This window comes from Enterococcus sp. DIV0240d, from assembly GCF_051711245.1.
Lineage (GTDB): Bacteria > Bacillota > Bacilli > Lactobacillales > Enterococcaceae > Enterococcus_D > Enterococcus_D casseliflavus.
In genome coordinates, this window is record NZ_JBIOMG010000001.1 from 916914 (window position 1) to 935444 (window position 18531).

An 18531-nucleotide genomic window follows, 5' to 3' on the forward strand; every position below is an offset into this window, starting at 1 on the left:
GTCGCAAGGGTGGTGCTATAGTGAAAAAAGAAAGCGCAGATCCGTTTATGGATTGGAAGGAGAAGTTGATGGACAAAGAACAATCAGGGAATGAAACCCACAAAACAGTTTCGCCAGCCTCGTTGCAAGGAACACCTTGTTTTGTGGCGAAAAATGCGACGATCGTAGGAAACGTGACTCTAGGAAAAGAGAGTACGGTCTGGTTTCAAGCAGTGATTCGAGGCGATGCCAATCGCATCGAAATCGGCGCGCGTACCAATATTCAAGATGGAACGATCATTCACGTTGATCACGATGCCCCGACGATCGTGGAAGACGATGTGACTGTTGGGCATCAGTGTATGCTTCATGGCTGTACCATCAAAAAAGGGGCGCTGATCGGCATGAGCTCGATTGTTTTGAATCATGCAGTGATCGGTGAAAATAGTTTGTTAGGTGCTGGTTCGTTAGTAACGGAAGGAACCGTCATTCCGCCCAATGTGTTGGCGTTTGGTCGTCCTGCACGAGTGATCCGCCCGTTGACAGAGGAAGAAATCGCCAAAAATCAGGCAAACATCACGCATTACGTGGAAAATGGGTATGCTTACCAACAGGGCGAATATGGTGAAGTCTGACGCCGAACCAAAAGACGCAAAAAGGTGTACGAATTGCTTCGTACACCTTTTTTTATGCAAGCTTATTTCAATTTGTTTGATTCCATGATCTCGTCGATTAGGCCGTAATCTTTGGCTTCTTGTGCGGTCATAAAGTTGTCGCGATCGGTGTCGCGTTCAATCACTTCGATTGGTTGACCAGTACGTTCTGACAAGATTTTGTTCAGACGTTCGCGGGTTGCCAAAATGTGGCGGGCAGCAATTTCGATTTCAGTTGCTTGACCTTGGGCGCCACCTAATGGTTGGTGGATCATGATTTCTGCATTTGGTAACGCAAAGCGTTTGCCTTTTTCACCAGCGGTCAATAAGAATGAACCCATAGAAGCAGCCATCCCCATAACGATGGTTTGAACATCGGCTTTGATAAAGTTCATCGTATCAAAGATCGCTAGACCAGCAGTAACGCTTCCGCCAGGCGAGTTGATGTACAAGTAGATGTCTTTTTCAGAATCTTGCGCGTCCAAGAATAAAAGCTGAGCAATGATCGAGTTTGCTAAGTCATCGGTTACTTGACCACTCAACATAATGATCCGGTCTTTTAATAGACGAGAATAGATGTCATACGCTCTTTCACCGCGAGATGATTGTTCAATGACTGTAGGAATTAAATTCATAGTGATAGTCCTCCTAAAAATCGTTATAGATATAGTTTAGCATAAAGTTTTCGCAATATCTAAGAGATAGTATACCGATTAGGTCAAGAAAGGTCAAATAAAAAGTTCGTTATCTTTTTTGCGAAACTTTCAAATATGATACAATATGAAAAAAGGAATGAGGAAGGATCGAAGAATGGCAGTAGCAATAGCAGGTTTGATCGGCGTCTTAGTGGGCGCATTGTTAGTAACCATCATTTTTAATTTACGCATTCGGTATGAGGAACAAAAAGAAAAACAACGCCGTTTGTTGGAGCATAAAGTCAAAGAAATCGAAACGTTGGTTTTATTGAATCAAAAAATCAGTGAGATTCTACAAAAACGGGTCATGCTGATGGATGAGTATGTCAGCTTTGATGCCTTTGACGACTGTTATATCACCATCGATGATTTTGCCTATCTACAATCTTTTGCGGCGCAAAACAGTTTTTATCTACCGAATTTTTTCTTGGAAGAATTTTTCAAAAAAATCGGAACACGTCGGGTGATTTTATCCCCAGAGGAAACTGTTAAAATCGGTGGGTATACCTATAAAGGCGGTCGGATCATTATGGAAAATTTCCTTGATCAATTGGTTGAAATGGTCAATGAGCGTAAAACCCAAATGAAAAACATGACGAGCGAACCGTTGACCTATTTTTCAAAAACGATTTGATTCTACTGGTCAGCCGTTTTCCTTGGTTAAGGCAACCAAACCAGAGTATCGACGGTTGCGCTTTTTTAACTGATCACACACACTCTTACTGCGATCATAGTAAGGGTGTTTTTCTTTGACCGAAACAAAGCGTTATTATTCATTAAGAGGATCGAAACAAACAGAGGCTTTTTGGTTCTAGGAGATTCCATGGTAAAATAAAAAGTGAGAATGGAGTGAAAGAATGATGGTACAAATCGTTGCCCACCGCGGGAGTAGCGGCAACCGACCTGAAAACACGCTACCAGCATTTGCGGAAGCGGTGCGGGTCAAAGCTGATATCATTGAGTTAGATGTACATCTATCAAAAGATGGCGGCTTGATCGTCATGCATGATGAAACGGTTGATCGAACGACCAACGGCAAAGGTCGGATCTGTGACCTGACGGTTGCTGAACTAAAAGACCTCAATGCTGGCAGCTGGTTTTCTGAGGAATTTCAAGCCGCCAAAATCCCCACGCTAAAAGAAGTGTTGGATTTGCTTGCAGCGAAGAATTATCGTGGCATTTTGACGATCGAATTAAAAACCGATCATTATGAGTATGAAGGAATCGAAGCCAAAGTATCCGACTTAATGAATAGTCAAGAATGGCCCTTTACTCATTGGTATTGTTCCTTCAATATCGAGACCTTGGATCGGATGCATGCGATCGAACCGGATGCGACCCTTGATTTTATTATGGGACGCGGGGAAGACAAACCACCGTTGGCGCTCAGCCGACCGTATATCGAAGGAATTCATCCTGCCTATCGCTGGGTCCAAGAGACAGCAACGGTCTTAACTGATTTTCCGATCGCGATCCGTCCGTGGACTGTCAACGAAGAAGCGGCGATTCGCACCTGCTTGGCTCTGGGGTTGACGGGGATCATCACCGATTTTCCAGAAAAAGCTCGGGCAATTGTGCAACAGGTTCGCGAGGAAACAAAAGGATGAAAAAAGTCTTAGTAATCGTGGGACCGACCGCAGTTGGCAAAACCGCCTTGAGTATCCAGTTAGCCCAAAAATACCAAGGGGAGATCATCAGCGGGGATTCCATGCAAATTTACCGTCAGTTAGATATCGGTACCGCCAAAGTGACGAAGGAAGAAATGGCAGGGGTTCCTCATCATTTGATCGATATTCGTGGGATGACGGAAGCATACTCTGCCGCTGATTTCCAGCAAATGGGGCGTGAAGCCATCGAGACGATCCAGCAGCAAGGAAAGCTGCCGATCGTTGTAGGGGGAACAGGGTTATACATCCAAGCGCTTTTGTATGACTTTCGTTTAGGGGCAGAAGAAGGCGACCCAACGATTCGTCAGCATTACGAACAAGAAGCAGCAGCCATCGGCAAAGAAGCTTTATGGCAAAAGCTGCAGGCGGTCGATCCCTTGGCAGCAGCGAAGATCCACTACAACAATGAGCGGAAAGTGATTCGTGCGTTGGAGGTTTTTGAAACGACTGGCGAAAGTATCGCTGCACCAAAAGAGACACCACAAGCTTTGTACGATTTCTTCATGATCGGGTTAACCACTGAGCGAGAAGTGTTATACCAGCGAATCAATCAGCGGGTGGACTTGATGATGGATCAAGGCTTGATCGAAGAAGCAAAAGCTGTTTTGCAGTATCCAGAAACGCAAGCCGCCAAAGGGATCGGCTACAAGGAATTTTTGCCCTATTTTCATGGGCAGGCCACATTGGAGGAGACCATTGAGCAAATCAAGCAAAACTCACGCCGCTACGCCAAGCGGCAGCTGACGTGGTTCAATAACCGAGCACAGCCCCGATGGATTGATTTAGTGAGGCAACCTGAAGAACAACGTACCCTTGAAACAGAAATCGACCAATGGTTGGAGGAGAAAAGATGAGCCAAGAACGTGTGATTCTTGTCGGAGTAGAAACGGAGAAAAACTATCTTCATTTTGATTCGTCAATGAAAGAATTGAAAAGCTTAACAAAAACCGCCAATGGTGAAGTTGTTTTTTCACTGGTGCAAAAACGGCAGCAAGTCGATCGACAAACCGTGATCGGCAAGGGGAAAGTTGCGGAATTGCAGCAGTTGGCAGAAGCACATGAAGCAGATCTAGTGATTTTCAATCATGAATTGACACCAAGGCAAAGCCAGTTGATCGGTGATGCGCTAGAAGTGCCAGTGATTGATCGCGTCCAGCTGATCCTTGATATTTTTGCGATGCGTGCCCGTTCCAAAGAAGGAAAGCTGCAAGTAGAACTGGCGCAGCTGGATTATTTGCTTCCACGCTTGATAGGGCAAGGTAAGAACATGTCTCGGCTAGGGGGCGGAATCGGAACGAGAGGGCCAGGGGAAACCAAGCTGGAGACCGATCGTCGACACATCCGCAACCGCATCACCATTATCAAACGGGAATTGAAGGAAGTGGCAGCCCATCGAGACCGAACACGCCAAAAGCGCAAAGACAGCCAAGTCTTTCAAATGGGCTTGATTGGTTATACCAATGCTGGAAAATCAACTATTTTAAACATTTTGACCAGTGCGGATACGTATGAGCAAGACCAGTTGTTTGCGACACTCGATCCTTTGACGAAACGCTGGCGGATGCCAGAAGGATTCGAAGTCACCATTACCGATACGGTTGGTTTTATCCAAGAATTGCCGACCCAATTGATCGATGCGTTTCATTCCACACTGGAGGAAAGTCAAAACATGGACTTCTTGCTGCATGTCGTCGATGCCAGTTCCGAAGAACGGGTCCAGCAAGAGGAGACGGTCTTAAAATTAATGGAGGAACTTTCTTTGACCCAATTACCGATGTTGACGGTCTACAATAAGGCGGATCGCATCGACGCCGATCAGTTTGTCCCAACACTATTTCCCAATGTCTTGATCTCAGCAAAGAGTACCAAAGGCAAAGAGCGCTTGACTCAGGCGATCAAAATGGAATTGATGCAGATCATGCAGCCTTATCATCTGGTGTTGCAAGCCGATGAAGGCAATGCGCTGAATCGGTTAAAACGGGAGTCGCTAGTGTTGAGCAATGCCTTCGATGAAGCAACACAGACCTATCATATCAAAGGATTTGCGCTGGAGGATACCTATCCACTACGCAGAATGGCGCAAGAACAAGAATAAACAGAAGCGGTGCAGCCGATGCACCGTTTTTTTTGTGGTGACAAAATTATGGAAGTATAAGTGGTTTGACTTCCTTCAAGTGCAAAACCCGAACATTTTTGGCTAAGGCACCATTTCTTCCAGAAAAAGGACTGCTTGAACATGCGATCAAATCAAGGGCTCAGTGGAAAAATCAAAAAAATTTGCATTCATGTCACTTTTTCTAACATGAGGGGTTGACACGCAAAAAAAGAATTGGTATAGTTTCCATAAAGTTACGCAGCATCATTGAAACGGAGGGGAGCCAAGTTATGCGGGAAAAAGAATTGCGGCGCTCAATGTCAGTCTTTCCTATCGGAACAGTCATGAAATTGACCGATCTCACCGCCCGTCAAATTCGTTATTACGAAGAACAAGAATTGATCCACCCGGAACGCAGCGATGGCAATCGACGAATGTATTCGCTGAATGATATTGATACCTTGCTAGAGATCAAAGACTATCTTTCCGATGGACTGAACATGGCGGGAATCAAACGAGTTTATGAAATGAAAGTTGCCAAAGAAAAAGAAGCGAAGAACAAACCGCCGCTGACCGATGAAGATGTACGTCGAATTTTTTATGATGAACTCTTGGCTCAAGGTGGATTGAATCAACAACAGCCATACCAGCAAAAAGGTCCACGAATGTAGAGCACTTGTAGATCATTGCTGTGATATAAAATAAGAATTGGGAAAAAGGAAGGGATACTATGCCAAAATTTGAAAGAACTGCCGAAGACATCAAACAAATCGTAAAGGATGAGAACGTGCGCTTTTTACGCTTGATGTTTACTGATATTTTAGGAACGAACAAGAACGTTGAAGTACCTGTAAGTCAATTAGATAAAGTACTGGAAAACAAAATGATGTTTGACGGTTCTTCTATTGAAGGATTTGTCCGTATTGAAGAAAGTGACATGTATCTGTATCCTGATTTGTCCACCTGGATGATCTTCCCTTGGGAAAGTGAACATGGCAAAGTGGCTCGTTTGATCTGTGATATCTACAATCCAGATGGCACCCCATTTGCAGGCGACCCTCGCGGCAACTTAAAACGGGCATTAGCTGACATGCAATCCCTTGGTTTTACTTCTTTCAATCTTGGACCAGAACCCGAATTTTTCCTATTCAAATTAGATGAAGCAGGCGAAATCACAACTGAATTAAACGACAAAGGCGGCTACTTCGATTTTGCCCCAACCGATCTAGGGGAAAACTGCCGTCGCGATATCGTATTAGAATTAGAAAGCCTTGGCTTTGAAGTTGAAGCGTCTCACCATGAGGTGGCACCAGGGCAACACGAGATCGACTTTAAATATGCGGATGCAGTGGAAGCATGTGACAACATTCAAACCTTCAAACTTGTCGTGAAAACCATTGCTCGTAAACACGGCTTGCATGCGACCTTTATGCCAAAACCATTATTCGGCATCAACGGTTCAGGCATGCACTGCAACATGTCCTTGTTCAAAGGTGATGAAAATGTCTTCTTTGATGAAGAAGGACCAATGCAATTAAGCCAAACAGCGTATCACTTCTTAGGCGGTTTGATCGAACACGCCCGTGCTTACACGGCTGTCTGCAACCCAACCGTCAACTCTTACAAACGCTTAGTGCCAGGTTATGAAGCGCCTGTATACGTGGCATGGTCAGGACGCAACCGTTCACCATTGATTCGGGTGCCAGAATCAAGAGGCTTGTCAACGCGTTTGGAATTGCGTTCGGTTGACCCATCCGCTAACCCATACTTAGCAATGGCTGTTTTATTACAAGCAGGACTTGATGGCGTTAGACGTGAGTTGACACCACCACCAGCTGTCGACCGCAACATCTATATCATGAACGAAACAGAACGTGCAGAAGCACAAATCGAAGATCTGCCATCAACGATCCACAATGCCATCAAAGCATTGCGTAAAGACCAAGTGATGATCGATGCCTTAGGCAAACACATCTATGCCAACTTTGTCGAAGCAAAACGATTAGAATGGGCAGCCTTCCGCCAAACAGTCTCCGAGTGGGAAAGAGAACAATACTTGGAACTCTATTAAAATCGCAAAAAAAGCCGCTAGAGATAAACAATCTAGCGGTTTTTTTATGATGAAACTAGCGTTTATCCTATTGACTCTGGTTTTATTTATTTCCGATCGTCAATAGCTGCTTGATCAAAGTTTGAGAAAAAACACATTGCGAAGCTAGAGCGGTTTTGTCTATAAGAAGCGTAATTCCTGACCATTGGGAAAAATCAAAAAAATACCAGTCGGGCGAGGACTGGTAAGAGGAAGAAAAATAGTTTTGGTATAAAGCTAGCATAGACCGTCAAAGTAAAATGAACCTTAAAAAGTAGAAAGTTTTTTGTAAGAAGTCCTTATTCGTCAAAGGTTTCCAGCTCAGACAGTATTTTTGCGGGGACTTCTGATTGAGGGATTTCATTGGGACCAGAAATGATGCGGGTCTTACTGATTTCTGCTTTGACTAAAGTATTTGGAGCCAATGGTTTTACATTTTCGCCCGTCTGGTCATAGGTCATGAGTTCTTTTTCACCATTTTTCTTTACGAATTCAAAGGTGTATTTGTAGGTAAAAGAGCCATCGATTTTTTCACCAGAATCGCTGTAGGTCTGTGTCTTTTCAGGGACTTTGTTGGGCGTGATAGCATAAGCCGTGATGCCTCGATACGTTGTTGCATAGTACGTGTAGCCGAAATAGCCGGCTACGACAATAATCAAAACGCCAAGCGTTACTAGTAGTTTTTTCATGGGTGTCATTCCTTTCCATTACTAGCATCACTATAGCATGTGGCCACTAAAAGCACTCATCGAAAGGGATAACAATATTGTAAGTTTAGCATTTTTGAATAAAAATCCTGTAACTTTCTGTTTAACAATTGTGATAATGAAAAATATTTCTGAAACCTTCCTGCAATATTGTAATGTTATTCTCTTACTTGTGCCCGATAGCGGGACAAATAATCAAAAGAGAGGTTTTTTCATTTGAAAAAATTTGCATTTACAGTTGTTGCAGGATTTGGTTTATTCGTTGGCGGAACAGTTGTTTCAGCAGCAGAACAAACCCATGTTGTCGAACCAGGAGACACTCTATCTGGGATCGCTGCTACTTATCAAACAACGGTCGAAGACCTTTTAGCTTTAAATGATTCGATCGAAAATCCAAATATGATTTTTGATGGCGAAACATTGTTGGTTTCTAACGATGGCCAATCTGTAGAAAACAAAGAAACAAGTACGAAAGAAAGCACAGAAAAAAGTGAATCTACAGCGACTGCTAACGTGAGTCAAACCCGTTCAAGCATTCCTGGTGCTGGTTCTGGAGTCTTGAATCCAGTGGATGGGATCAACTACTTCAATGGTGTGAGAGAATCGTACTACTCACAAAAAGTCTTGCCAGGAGGCGGATTGAATATCCCTGGTCGCCATGTAGCATCAGACGGAACCATCCGTGATGCCGATGGGTACATCGTTGTTGCCAGTGATAATCAACCGAAAGGATCGACTGGTCAATCATCTTTAGGTGCCTATAAAGTCTATGACACAGGTGTTGGTCATAGCGGTATTGATGTTTATACGAATTGGTAAGCAAGTAGAATACGAGAGAGACGAGCGCATTTTAGAGCTCGTCTTTTTTTTGATCGGCGAGAAAAAATCGTCATCTGGTCTAGACTAATTATTGTAATCAAACACAACCTGTGGTATTATTGGACTATACCAAATAGAAACGGAGCGCTGATCATGGAAATTATTCGCGTTAAAGATGCTGCTCAAGGCGGAAAGAAAGCTTTTGAATTGATACAAGAAGGTATGGCAAATGGCGCCAAGGTCCTAGGCTTAGCAACAGGAAGCACGCCAGAGACCCTTTATGCAGAAATGACTGCCAGTGAAGTTGATTTTTCAGAAATGACTTCAGTCAACTTAGATGAATACGTAGGACTAGGCGGCGAAGACGAACAAAGCTATCGCTACTTCATGAATGCTCATTTATTCAATAAAAAACCATTCAAAGAAACCTTCGTACCAAACGGCAAAGCGGAAGACTTAGAAGCAGAATGCGAACGCTACGATAGCGTGATTGCGGATCACCCAGTTGATATCCAAATCTTGGGTATCGGTCAAAACGGACATATCGGCTTCAACGAACCTGGTGCATCTTTTGAAGGAACGACCTCAGTCGTTGATTTGACTGAATCGACCATCAATGCCAACAAACGCTACTTTGATAAAGTCGAAGACGTCCCAACGACGGCAATTTCAATGGGAATCGGTTCGATTATGCAAAGCAAAAAAATCATTTTGATGGCATTTGGCGAAGTCAAAGCGGATGCGATCCAAAAAATGATTGAAGGACCCGTAACCAACGAATTACCAGCTTCTGTTTTACAAAAGCATGATGACGTGATCGTGATCATCGATGAGGCTGCTGCCAGCAAGCTGTAAAACAAAATCAGCCCTTTTCAGAAATAAGTCAGAAGGAAAAATGAGCCATCCTCGCAGCTTCCCCCTGCGCTTGTGCAGTAGCGCCAGCGCAGCTGCGAGCAATGGTTTGTAGCTAACTTGCTTATTTTCTGAGGGGGCTTTTTTATTTGGCTGATTCGGCGCTGTTTTTTTCTTTTTTTCATCAGAGATGCTATAGTTAAAAGAGAGAATACGAAGAAAAGAGGGATGCAAATGGTTGATATGCATTTATCCATTCCTGAAGTAGCGCTGAGATTGCTGCTGGCAATGATCATGGGAGGAGCGATTGGGTACGAGCGGCAATACAAAAGCCGACCAGCTGGTCTTAGAACCCATATCTTGGTTTGCATGGGAGCTTGTGTCATTGCCTTGATCCAAGTGGAGATCGCCACAGGTGCCATGCGAGATGCGCTGGATCATCCAGATTTAGCAGGCGTGATTCGTTCAGACGAAGCACGATTGATCGCCCAAGTCGTCAGCGGGGTCGGTTTTCTAGGCGCTGGAACGATCATTGTGACGAAGCGCTCGGTGACGGGGTTGACGACGGCTGCTTCCTTATGGGCGATCGCAGGTTTAGGAATTGCCATCGGGATGGGCTTTTACACCATCGCATTAAGCAGTTTTATCGGGATCTTCTTTGCATTGACGATCGTTAAGCGGATCGTCCGCGTACCAACAGCAAAGAAATTAGAGATCCAGTACATCCATCGCACCGAGACCAAAGAGTTTTTGACGGAGTACTTCCAAGAGAAAAATATCGTGATCGAAGATGTCAATTTTGATGTCAAATTCATGGAAGACTATCGCATTTATACCAACATTTATACGATTGATCTCCCCCGAGGGCTAGGCTTTTCTGAAGTGATCGAAGAATTGTCTGTCTACAAAAATGTCACGAAGATCCGCTTAGTGGATATTGCTTAATCGGTATTGAGTCAAAAAGCAGCAAGACACCTCACATTAGTGACGTGCTTTGCTGCTTTTTTTATGATGCGGTAGACATTTTTAAGTAAAAGAAACATACAGTCAAAATAACGATCACTATTGAACTCAGCAAATTGACCCCTTCATTCGTTACAAAGGAAAGACCGCCGACTTGCTTGGTGGCAACGTCGTGGTGGACTTTTTTTTCGGTGTATTGGTGACAGACAGGGCATTGATAGCGCACCTGAATCGTTGCGCCCAGTAAGCTGTCCAAGAGACTACCGCCAAAGCCTAAAGCAGTCAAGGTCAACCAGAGATCAAAGGAGAACGGCTTGCCGTTCAACCATAAGGCTGCTGCGAATAAACCAGTGATGGCGAGACTCCCTGCTAGGGAAGCGGCAGTTCCCAACCAACTGACACCGCCGGAAAGTCCCGGTGGTAATTTTTTTCCCGTTAGTAAGTGACGCGGTGGACTTGGACTCAGCACGCCGATTTCTGAGCCCCAAGTGTCAGCCGTACAGCTAGCGATTCCCGCCACAAATCCCCAAAGGAATAGCGGTTCTTTCGTCCAAAAGGCAAGCAGTAGAGCAAAGATGCTTGGTGTGATGCTCGCAAAGACTTGTTTTGCATCACGGCGAGCACCTTTGGCAAGCACAGCTAACTCTGGCTGACTGCGCATTTTCTTTAAAAGACCAATGATGCCAGAGCTGGCAAAGAAAAAGCCAATCAAAAAGATGCTGTACCACGGACCAAAGCCAATGACCAGTGTGCCGCAAAGAATCGCAGCCAGTGCGCCAGAAACAGTCAGCCACTGAAAGACGAATGCTGCCGCTGCAACGAATGTACTGGCAAACAATCCCAGCATGAATTGATAAAAGAAAACCATTTGAACACTCCTTTGCGTATAGTGTAGCATAGGTCTCATTTATTTTACCGCAGTTAACAAAAAAATAGTCAGCCTGATAGCTTTTTACTCGTCAAATGAGAGCGTTTCATTTAAGCTAAGGGAGAGAGGTGATCCAATGAAAATCATTATCGTAGGCGGGTCCTTTGGTGGTGTCAGCTGCGCCCGTGAAGCACGCCGATTATACCCTGACGCAGAGATTTTATTGATAGAAAAAAAAGCCCATCTTGGGTTTGTTCCAAGCGGTTTGTTATTGCTGATCGAAGGCAGGATCGCATCGCTGGAAGAAGCATTCTTTTGTACGAAGGAGCAGCTGGAGGCAGAAACGATCGACGTTGTCTTAGAAGAAACGCTTCTGGAGATTTTTCCTTCGGATCATTGGATTCGAACGGATAAGCGAGAACTAAGTTATGATCGACTCGTCTTGGCAGCAGGCTCCAGTCAAGATTCCACTGTTTTGCCACAACCAGAAGAAGCACTACTGACCTACAAGGAATATGAGGCAGCCAAGCATTTCTTGCAGCAATTGCCCCAAGCAGAGTCGATTACCATCGTAGGTGCTGGTCAAGCAGGGATGGAAGCGGCGAATACCTTGACTGCGATCGGAAAAAAAGTCAGTGTGATCGAATCAATGTCATATCCTTTATTCAAGTACTTTGATCACGATTTTTTGCAGCCCTTTTTAACGGAGATCGAAAAAATCCCCAACTTGCAGCTGCATTGGTCCAAGCCAACTTTGGCAGTCGTTAAAACGGAAACAGGCTTTCGGATCGAAACCGCCGATCAAGGCTATGAAAGTGATCTGGTATTGACGACAGTCAACGTTCATCCTCGCTTGCCAGAGGCATTTGCGGTCTTTGAATTACACAGTGATCAAACCATCTGGACAGATGCCTACTTGGAAACCTCTGCCACGGATATTTTTGCGGTCGGCGATTTGATCCAAATTCCGAATGCTATTACGAAAGACACGGTCTATATGCCCTTAGTCAACAATGCTGTTCGCTCAGGAATCGCAGCAGCTCGCAATCTGGCAAGCAAAACCACCCCGTTTCGTGGTGGATTGCGGACAGTCGGTACGCAACTGTTTGAATGGTACTTAGCAAGCACCGGCTTGACCGAGTCGGATCGGTTTTTCTTCGAATCTCCGATCGTCTGTCATGCGTTTACTGCCGCCAGTTCCTTGTTTGATCCAACACAGGTTCATGGAAAAGTGATGATCGAACAAGCCAGCGGCCGAATCGTTGGTGCGCAGCTTTTATCAAAAGCCAATATTTTGGAAAAAATCAATTTACTAGCGTTTGCGATCGAGCAGCAGGCAACGATGGAGGAGTTGACCCAAAAAGACTTTTTCTTCCATCCACGATTCACTAATGTAATCGACGAAACTTTTCTTTGGTCGGGAAGTGATGCCGATGAGACTTGATCAGTTATTAGAAAAAAAAGAAGCAAAGCAATTGCAGCTGCTCAAAAAGCTTTTACTGGTGGGCGGAAAAATGGAGCTGCACGAGCTGGCGAGCTATCTTGGCATCAGTAAGCCTTCCTTGGAAAAATATGTGGAGGAGTTGCAAGATGAGCTGGCTCACTACCAAGAGCAGTGTCGGTTGTATTATCGAAAAGGTGTCCTGGTCTTTGAAATGAGTCCCACTTTTTCCCTCAATCAAATCGAATGGGCGTTTTATCGGTCAGCATTGAAATTTCAAATCCTCGAGCATCTTTTGCAGCATCAAGAGGTGACCACTGTCCAGCTGGCACAAAAATTAGCGGTCAGCGAGTCATCCTTGTTTCGCAAAATCAAAGAGCTAAATGGCTTGCTAGCAGAATTCGAGTTAGAGATCTGGCAAGGAAAGCTGATTGGGGAAGAAACGCAAATTCGTTATTTCTATTTTGAACTCTTTTGGTATGTCCATTCTTTCGACAGTCAGCCGCTGCCGATCGATGAAAAATACGTCGGTCTGATCACACGAGGTCTGAACATGACCTTCACGAAAGAAGCCCAACAGCGTTTGTCCCTATGGCTGAGGATCATGAAGGCGCGACTGAAAATTGCTACTCAATCCTTTCATGTCTTACGGGAGAAAATGGTACCCTACACGAAAGATCCTTTGTTTCAGCAATTACGGGAGTTGGTATTTCGTGGGTTTGGCCATTATGCATTAGAAGTCAGAGAAGAGGAGGCGATGCTGCACTTTGTCTTTTTACTGTCGTTCTCGGTGTTATCCGAACACGATCTGCAAGTGTATATGCTGCAGCGTTCTCGGTTTACGCCAACTGCCTTGACGGATACCTTGATTTTGGAACATATTTTGCATCTCTACCGCCCATCGTTTGTTCCCCGTGAAATCGAAGCCACTTGTTATGGTCACCTGCTGCAGATCCACAGCCGCGTGTATTTTTTCAAAGGGGATGTGGAGGTTTTTGATCGAGAAAATATTTGGCAGTTAGAAGCGCAGCTATCCAGTCGTAACATTCAGCAAATCAGTCACGAACTATTGGATAAGGCTTTAGCAGAGCTTGATATCAAGCCATCTGATAAAAATAGTTTGTTGATGATGACGATGGTCAAATACTTGAGCGTGATCACGATCATCGATTATCAAATCAATCGGGAGTTTCGCGTCGGGATCGCTTTGAAAATGGATGAACTGTTTAAAGAAGCCCTCTACTACATGTGGCTGCTGTATCTCAAAAATTTGAATGGCGTAGTCGTAGAACGCTATCGCCCGGAACAAGAATATGATTTGATCTTGGCAAATTATGCTATCGAGACGAAAACACCGACTTATCGAATCAGTGAACTAGGTACCGCTTATGATCGGGAAACGATCAAAAAAATGATCCGCGAACGCTTTCAATAGTGGATTTCGTCAATTTCTTAGAAATTTGAAAAAAAATTGACGAACCACATTGCGAAAGTTCAGCTAAAATAAAAGCAAGTCAGAAAGCGCTAACAAGAAAAGCGTATAAAAAACTAAAGGGAGCGAATCAAATGGCAGAAAAAAATTATGTAATGGCGATCGACCAAGGAACCACTAGTTCAAGAGCAATTATTTTTGATCGTAATGGGAAAAAAATCGGCAGTTCACAAAAAGAGTTTCCGCAATACTTTCCAAAATCGGGTTGGGTAGAACACAACGCCAACGAAATTTGGAACTCTGTCCAATCAGTCATCGCAGGGGCATTTATTGAATCAGGTATCCGACCAGAAGCAATCGCCGGCATCGGGATCACCAACCAGCGTGAAACGACAGTGGTTTGGGACAAAACGACAGGCCAGCCGATCGCAAATGCAATCGTTTGGCAATCCCGCCAATCTTCACCGATCGCTGACCAATTAAAAGCAGATGGCCATACAGAGATGATCCATGAAAAAACTGGGTTAGTCATTGATGCGTATTTCTCAGCGACCAAGGTGCGCTGGCTTTTAGACAATATCGAAGGGGCACAAGAAAAGGCGGATAATGGCGAGCTACTTTTCGGAACGATCGATTCATGGCTTGTGTGGAAACTGACAGATGGGCAAGTCCATGTCACCGATTACTCCAATGCTAGTCGGACGATGCTTTACAACATTCATAAATTAGAGTGGGATCAAGAAATCTTGGATCTTTTGAACATTCCAAGCTCGATGTTGCCAGAAGTCAAAAGCAACTCAGAAGTCTATGGTCACACCCGCAGCTACCATTTTTACGGCAGTGAAGTACCAATCGCTGGAATGGCTGGGGACCAACAAGCCGCCCTCTTTGGACAAATGGCCTTTGAAAAAGGCATGATCAAAAATACTTACGGCACTGGGGCATTTATCGTCATGAATACGGGTGAAGAACCACAATTGTCTGACAATGACCTACTGACGACCATCGGGTATGGCATCAACGGCAAAGTCTATTATGCCTTAGAAGGAAGTATCTTCGTTGCTGGATCAGCGATCCAATGGCTGCGGGACGGTCTACGAATGATCGAGTCTTCTCCGCAATCAGAAGAAATAGCTGCCAAAGCAAAAGGCGATAATGAAGTGTATGTGGTGCCTGCCTTTACTGGATTGGGTGCACCTTATTGGGATTCAGATGCAAGAGGAGCCGTCTTTGGCTTGACTCGTGGGACGACGAAGGAAGATTTTGTTCGGGCAACATTGCAAGCTGTTGCGTATCAATCAAAAGATGTCATCGACACGATGAAAAAAGATTCTGGCATCGATATCCCATTGCTGAAAGTCGATGGCGGTGCAGCCAAAAACGATCTATTGATGCAGTTCCAAGCGGACATTTTAGACATTGACGTGCAACGAGCTGCGAATTTGGAAACAACCGCATTAGGTGCAGCTTACTTGGCAGGGCTAGCGGTTGGCTTCTGGAAAGACTTGGATGAATTGAAATCAATGGCAGAAGAAGGGCAAATGTTTACACCAGAAATGCCAGCAGAAGAAAGAGACAATTTGTACGAAGGCTGGAAACAAGCGGTGGCAGCTACTCAGACCTTCAAATTCAAAGCGAAGAAAGAAGGCGAGTAAGCCATGACCTTTTCACATAAAGATCGGAAGCAAACCATTCAAGAAGCGGCAAAGACCACCTATGATGTATTGATCATCGGTGGTGGGATCACTGGCGCGGGGGTTGCTGTTCAAACCGCAGCCGCTGGGATGAAGACGGTTCTTTTGGAAATGCAGGATTTTGCCGAAGGAACGTCTTCGCGGTCCACCAAACTCGTTCATGGTGGTATTCGCTATTTGAAAACCTTTGACGTGGAAGTGGTCGCTGACACCGTGCGGGAGCGCGCGATCGTGCAGCAAATTGCTCCGCATATCCCGAAACCAGATCCAATGCTTTTGCCAATCTATGATGAACCAGGGGCAACCTTCTCCTTGTTTTCTGTCAAAGTGGCGATGGATCTTTATGATCGCTTAGCGAATGTGACAGGCAGTAAATACGAAAATTATCTGCTGACGAAAGAAGAGGTCTTAGAACGCGAACCTCAGCTGCAGGCGGAAAACTTAGTCGGTGGCGGTGTCTATCTTGATTTTCGCAACAACGATGCCCGCTTGGTGATCGAAAACATCAAACGAGCACAAGCCGATGGGGCAGCAATGATCAGTAAAGCCAAAGTCGTCGGCATCTTACATGATGAGCAAGGCATCATCAATGGGGTAGAAGTGGAGGATCAACTGACAAACGAGCGCTTTGAGGTTCACGCCAAAGTCGTGATCAACACGACAGGCCCTTGGTCAGACATCGTTCGTCAATTAGACAAGAATGATGAGTTGCCGTCACAAATGCGTCCGACGAAAGGTGTCCATTTAGTGGTCGATCGGGAAAAACTAAAAGTGCCGCAACCAACCTATTTTGATACTGGGAAAAATGATGGTCGGATGGTTTTCGTGGTACCAAGAGAAAATAAGACCTATTTTGGCACAACCGATACGGATTATACAGGCGATTTCGCCCATCCAACGGTCACGCAAGAAGATGTTGATTATCTACTGACCATCGTGAATGAACGCTTCCCTCACGCTCAGATCACCCTTGATGATATCGAAGCGAGCTGGGCAGGATTGCGTCCGTTGATTGTGAATAATGGCGGGTCTGATTACAATGGCGGCGGTAAAGGCAAACTATCGGATGAAAGCTTTGAGCAGATCGTTGAAAGCGTCAAAGAGTATCTTGAAGATGAGCGGCAGCGACCAGTCGTAGAAAAAGCCGTAAAACAAGCACAAGAACGAGTAGAAGCCAGCAAAGTGGATCCATCGCAAGTTTCTCGCGGCAGCAGTTTGGAACGCTCAAAAGACGGACTATTGACGTTGGCAGGGGGAAAAATCACCGATTATCGCTTGATGGCGGAAGGAGCAGTCAAACGGATCAATGAATTGCTCCAAGAAAGCGGTGCATCCTTCGAGTTGGTGGATTCAACCACGTACCCAGTTTCTGGTGGTGAGCTTGATGCAGCCAATGTAGAGGAAGACTTAGCGAAGCTGGCTGACCAAGCGCAAGCCGCTGGATTCGATGAAGCCGCTGCGACGTATTTGGCTCATCTTTATGGGTCGAATCTTCCCCAAGTGTTGAACTACAAGACGAAGTTTGAGGGCTTAGATGAAAAAGAAAGTACGGCCTTGAACTATTCCTTGCATGAAGAAATGGTTCTGACGCCTGTCGATTATCTATTGCGTCGGACCAACCATATCCTATTTATGCGAGACACCTTAGATGAAGTCAAAGCCGGTGTCGTTGCAGCTATGATCGACTTCTTTGGCTGGAGCGAGGAAGAAAAAGCAGCCCATGTAGCAGAATTGAACCAAGTGATCGCAGAATCAGATTTAACAGCCTTAAAAGGAGGAAAAAAAGATGAATGAAACAACCCAGATCTTTAGTGAATTTCTAGGAACGGCTATTTTGGTTTTGTTAGGGGATGGTGTGTGTGCGGCTGTCAATCTGAAAAAGAGTAAAGCAGAAGCCTCTGGCTGGATCGTGATCGCAATGGGCTGGGCGACAGCGGTAACGATTGCCGTTTACGTTTCAGGGTACATGGGACCTGCTCACTTGAATCCAGCCGTTACATTAGGCATGGCGATGACGGGGAATTTTTCTTGGAGCTTGGCTGTACCGTTTATGCTGGCACAAATTGCTGGTGCGATCGTAGGGGCGATCCTCGTTTGGCTTAACTACTTGCCATTATGGGATGAAACAAAAGACCAAGGCGCGATTTTAGGTACCTTTGCAACAGGGCCTGCAGTTCGTAATTTAGTATCGAATACCATCACTGAAGTGATTGGTACCTTTGTCTTAGTCTTTGGCTTATTGGCTTTTGGTGCCAATACCTTTACGGATGGATTAAATCCCATCGTCGTTGGGATCTTGATCTTAGCGATCGGGCTGTCGCTTGGTGGACCAACAGGCTATGCCATCAATCCGGCACGGGACTTAGGACCACGGATTGCTCACCAAATCTTGCCAATCAAAAACAAAGGGACTTCCGATTGGGGCTATGCGTTAGTACCAATCATCGGTCCAATGATCGGGGCAGCGATCGCTGCTGGTTTGTTTATGATGTTGCCATTATAAACGATGTTATTTTAAGGATGATGCCTATTGGTATCATCCTTTTTTAATCTTTAGCAATTGTCATTGAATTTGCT

The 18531-nt window shown here is 45.0% G+C and carries 19 protein-coding genes; 15 read left to right on the top strand and 4 right to left on the bottom strand.

All coding sequences use genetic code 11. From position 1 onward, the window contains the following. Window positions 1-20: 20 nt before the first annotated feature. Entirely contained in the window at window positions 21-614 is a 594-nt protein-coding gene (locus IGJ25_RS04320) for a gamma carbonic anhydrase family protein (RefSeq protein WP_005231095.1), read from the top strand. Between the two features lie 62 nt (window positions 615-676). Here IGJ25_RS04320 and clpP read toward each other — a convergent pair whose 3' ends face one another. After that, complete coding sequence (gene clpP, locus IGJ25_RS04325) at window positions 677-1267, bottom strand: ATP-dependent Clp endopeptidase proteolytic subunit ClpP (protein WP_005225161.1); 591 nt, start codon at window positions 1265-1267, stop codon at window positions 677-679. A 175-nt stretch (window positions 1268-1442) separates the two neighbouring features. On the opposite strand from clpP, the gene IGJ25_RS04330 reads away from it, so the two are divergent. The 6 genes from IGJ25_RS04330 to glnA all read left to right on the top strand — a co-directional run bounded on the left by IGJ25_RS04330 (window position 1443) and on the right by glnA (window position 7160). Further along, window positions 1443-1961, top strand: a complete 519-nt coding sequence (locus tag IGJ25_RS04330) for a hypothetical protein (protein WP_005231097.1) — start codon at window positions 1443-1445, stop codon at window positions 1959-1961. Between the two features lie 223 nt (window positions 1962-2184). Further along, window positions 2185-2934: a glycerophosphodiester phosphodiesterase gene (locus tag IGJ25_RS04335; protein ID WP_081116792.1), complete on the top strand. Its 750-nt coding sequence runs from the start codon at window positions 2185-2187 to the stop codon at window positions 2932-2934. Continuing rightward, window positions 2931-3848, top strand: a complete 918-nt coding sequence (gene miaA / locus IGJ25_RS04340) for a tRNA (adenosine(37)-N6)-dimethylallyltransferase MiaA (protein WP_208788393.1) — start codon at window positions 2931-2933, stop codon at window positions 3846-3848. Before IGJ25_RS04335 ends, miaA begins: the two co-directional genes overlap by 4 nt. Then, window positions 3845-5089 (top strand): GTPase HflX, encoded by a 1245-nt coding sequence (hflX, locus tag IGJ25_RS04345; RefSeq protein WP_005225165.1) that lies wholly within the window; start codon window positions 3845-3847, stop codon window positions 5087-5089. Before miaA ends, hflX begins: the two co-directional genes overlap by 4 nt. A 290-nt stretch (window positions 5090-5379) precedes the next feature. Next, entirely contained in the window at window positions 5380-5760 is a 381-nt protein-coding gene (locus IGJ25_RS04350; RefSeq protein ID WP_005225166.1) for a MerR family transcriptional regulator, read from the top strand. Between the two features lie 59 nt (window positions 5761-5819). After that, complete coding sequence (glnA, locus tag IGJ25_RS04355; protein WP_005225167.1) at window positions 5820-7160, top strand: type I glutamate--ammonia ligase; 1341 nt, start codon at window positions 5820-5822, stop codon at window positions 7158-7160. Between the two features lie 317 nt (window positions 7161-7477). Here the strand turns inward: glnA and IGJ25_RS04360 are convergent, their stop codons facing one another. After that, entirely contained in the window at window positions 7478-7867 is a 390-nt protein-coding gene (locus IGJ25_RS04360; protein WP_081116790.1) for a YxeA family protein, read from the bottom strand. Between the two features lie 234 nt (window positions 7868-8101). Between IGJ25_RS04360 and IGJ25_RS04365 the strand changes: the two genes are divergently transcribed. Further along, complete coding sequence (locus IGJ25_RS04365; protein ID WP_016611944.1) at window positions 8102-8704, top strand: LysM peptidoglycan-binding domain-containing protein; 603 nt, start codon at window positions 8102-8104, stop codon at window positions 8702-8704. A 153-nt stretch (window positions 8705-8857) separates the two neighbouring features. After that, window positions 8858-9559 (top strand): glucosamine-6-phosphate deaminase, encoded by a 702-nt coding sequence (gene nagB, locus IGJ25_RS04370; protein WP_081116789.1) that lies wholly within the window; start codon window positions 8858-8860, stop codon window positions 9557-9559. Here the strand turns inward: nagB and IGJ25_RS04375 are convergent. After that, entirely contained in the window at window positions 9500-9805 is a 306-nt protein-coding gene (locus tag IGJ25_RS04375; protein ID WP_225001135.1) for a hypothetical protein, read from the bottom strand. The genes nagB and IGJ25_RS04375 overlap by 60 nt on opposite strands. Between IGJ25_RS04375 and IGJ25_RS04380 the strand changes: the two genes are divergently transcribed. After that, window positions 9791-10501 carry an MgtC/SapB family protein gene (locus tag IGJ25_RS04380; RefSeq protein ID WP_034858162.1) on the top strand — a complete coding sequence of 237 codons (711 nt, stop codon included), beginning with the start codon at window positions 9791-9793 and terminating at the stop codon, window positions 10499-10501. The genes IGJ25_RS04375 and IGJ25_RS04380 overlap by 15 nt on opposite strands. Before the next feature lie 61 nt (window positions 10502-10562). Here IGJ25_RS04380 and IGJ25_RS04385 read toward each other — a convergent pair whose 3' ends face one another. Continuing rightward, window positions 10563-11387: a DUF92 domain-containing protein gene (locus tag IGJ25_RS04385; protein ID WP_081116788.1), complete on the bottom strand. Its 825-nt coding sequence runs from the start codon at window positions 11385-11387 to the stop codon at window positions 10563-10565. Window positions 11388-11523: 136 nt separating this feature from the next. On the opposite strand from IGJ25_RS04385, the gene IGJ25_RS04390 reads away from it, so the two are divergent. The 5 genes from IGJ25_RS04390 to IGJ25_RS04410 all read left to right on the top strand — a co-directional run bounded on the left by IGJ25_RS04390 (window position 11524) and on the right by IGJ25_RS04410 (window position 18457). Beyond that, the gene (locus IGJ25_RS04390; protein ID WP_438779122.1) at window positions 11524-12831 is read left to right on the top strand and encodes an FAD-dependent oxidoreductase; all 1308 of its coding nucleotides are present in this window, start codon (window positions 11524-11526) and stop codon (window positions 12829-12831) included. Continuing rightward, window positions 12821-14263, top strand: coding sequence for a helix-turn-helix domain-containing protein (locus IGJ25_RS04395; protein WP_081116786.1), 1443 nt, complete (start codon window positions 12821-12823; stop codon window positions 14261-14263). Before IGJ25_RS04390 ends, IGJ25_RS04395 begins: the two co-directional genes overlap by 11 nt. A gap of 131 nt (window positions 14264-14394) precedes the next feature. Continuing rightward, window positions 14395-15915 carry a glycerol kinase GlpK gene (gene glpK / locus IGJ25_RS04400; protein WP_005225176.1) on the top strand — a complete coding sequence of 507 codons (1521 nt, stop codon included), beginning with the start codon at window positions 14395-14397 and terminating at the stop codon, window positions 15913-15915. Window positions 15916-15918: 3 nt separating this feature from the next. Beyond that, window positions 15919-17748 (top strand): type 1 glycerol-3-phosphate oxidase, encoded by a 1830-nt coding sequence (gene glpO / locus IGJ25_RS04405; RefSeq protein ID WP_081116785.1) that lies wholly within the window; start codon window positions 15919-15921, stop codon window positions 17746-17748. Continuing rightward, on the top strand, window positions 17741-18457 hold the full coding sequence (locus tag IGJ25_RS04410) for an MIP/aquaporin family protein (protein ID WP_005225178.1): 717 nt from the start codon (window positions 17741-17743) through the stop codon (window positions 18455-18457). The genes glpO and IGJ25_RS04410 overlap by 8 nt, the downstream gene beginning before the upstream one ends. Window positions 18458-18531 lie beyond the last annotated feature (74 nt).

Coding starts and splice junctions, on each gene's coding strand:
- IGJ25_RS04410 (WP_005225178.1), top strand. CDS start 17,741: ATGAATGAAACAACCCAGATCTTTAGTGAATTTCTAGGAACGGCTATT.
- IGJ25_RS04380 (WP_034858162.1), top strand. CDS start 9,791: ATGGTTGATATGCATTTATCCATTCCTGAAGTAGCGCTGAGATTGCTG.
- hflX (WP_005225165.1), top strand. CDS start 3,845: ATGAGCCAAGAACGTGTGATTCTTGTCGGAGTAGAAACGGAGAAAAAC.
- IGJ25_RS04335 (WP_081116792.1), top strand. CDS start 2,185: ATGATGGTACAAATCGTTGCCCACCGCGGGAGTAGCGGCAACCGACCT.
- glpK (WP_005225176.1), top strand. CDS start 14,395: ATGGCAGAAAAAAATTATGTAATGGCGATCGACCAAGGAACCACTAGT.
- glnA (WP_005225167.1), top strand. CDS start 5,820: ATGCCAAAATTTGAAAGAACTGCCGAAGACATCAAACAAATCGTAAAG.
- IGJ25_RS04385 (WP_081116788.1), bottom strand. CDS start 11,387: ATGGTTTTCTTTTATCAATTCATGCTGGGATTGTTTGCCAGTACATTC.
- IGJ25_RS04360 (WP_081116790.1), bottom strand. CDS start 7,867: ATGAAAAAACTACTAGTAACGCTTGGCGTTTTGATTATTGTCGTAGCC.
- IGJ25_RS04395 (WP_081116786.1), top strand. CDS start 12,821: ATGAGACTTGATCAGTTATTAGAAAAAAAAGAAGCAAAGCAATTGCAG.
- IGJ25_RS04390 (WP_438779122.1), top strand. CDS start 11,524: ATGAAAATCATTATCGTAGGCGGGTCCTTTGGTGGTGTCAGCTGCGCC.
- glpO (WP_081116785.1), top strand. CDS start 15,919: ATGACCTTTTCACATAAAGATCGGAAGCAAACCATTCAAGAAGCGGCA.
- miaA (WP_208788393.1), top strand. CDS start 2,931: ATGAAAAAAGTCTTAGTAATCGTGGGACCGACCGCAGTTGGCAAAACC.
- IGJ25_RS04350 (WP_005225166.1), top strand. CDS start 5,380: ATGCGGGAAAAAGAATTGCGGCGCTCAATGTCAGTCTTTCCTATCGGA.
- IGJ25_RS04375 (WP_225001135.1), bottom strand. CDS start 9,805: ATGCATATCAACCATTTGCATCCCTCTTTTCTTCGTATTCTCTCTTTT.
- IGJ25_RS04330 (WP_005231097.1), top strand. CDS start 1,443: ATGGCAGTAGCAATAGCAGGTTTGATCGGCGTCTTAGTGGGCGCATTG.
- nagB (WP_081116789.1), top strand. CDS start 8,858: ATGGAAATTATTCGCGTTAAAGATGCTGCTCAAGGCGGAAAGAAAGCT.
- clpP (WP_005225161.1), bottom strand. CDS start 1,267: ATGAATTTAATTCCTACAGTCATTGAACAATCATCTCGCGGTGAAAGA.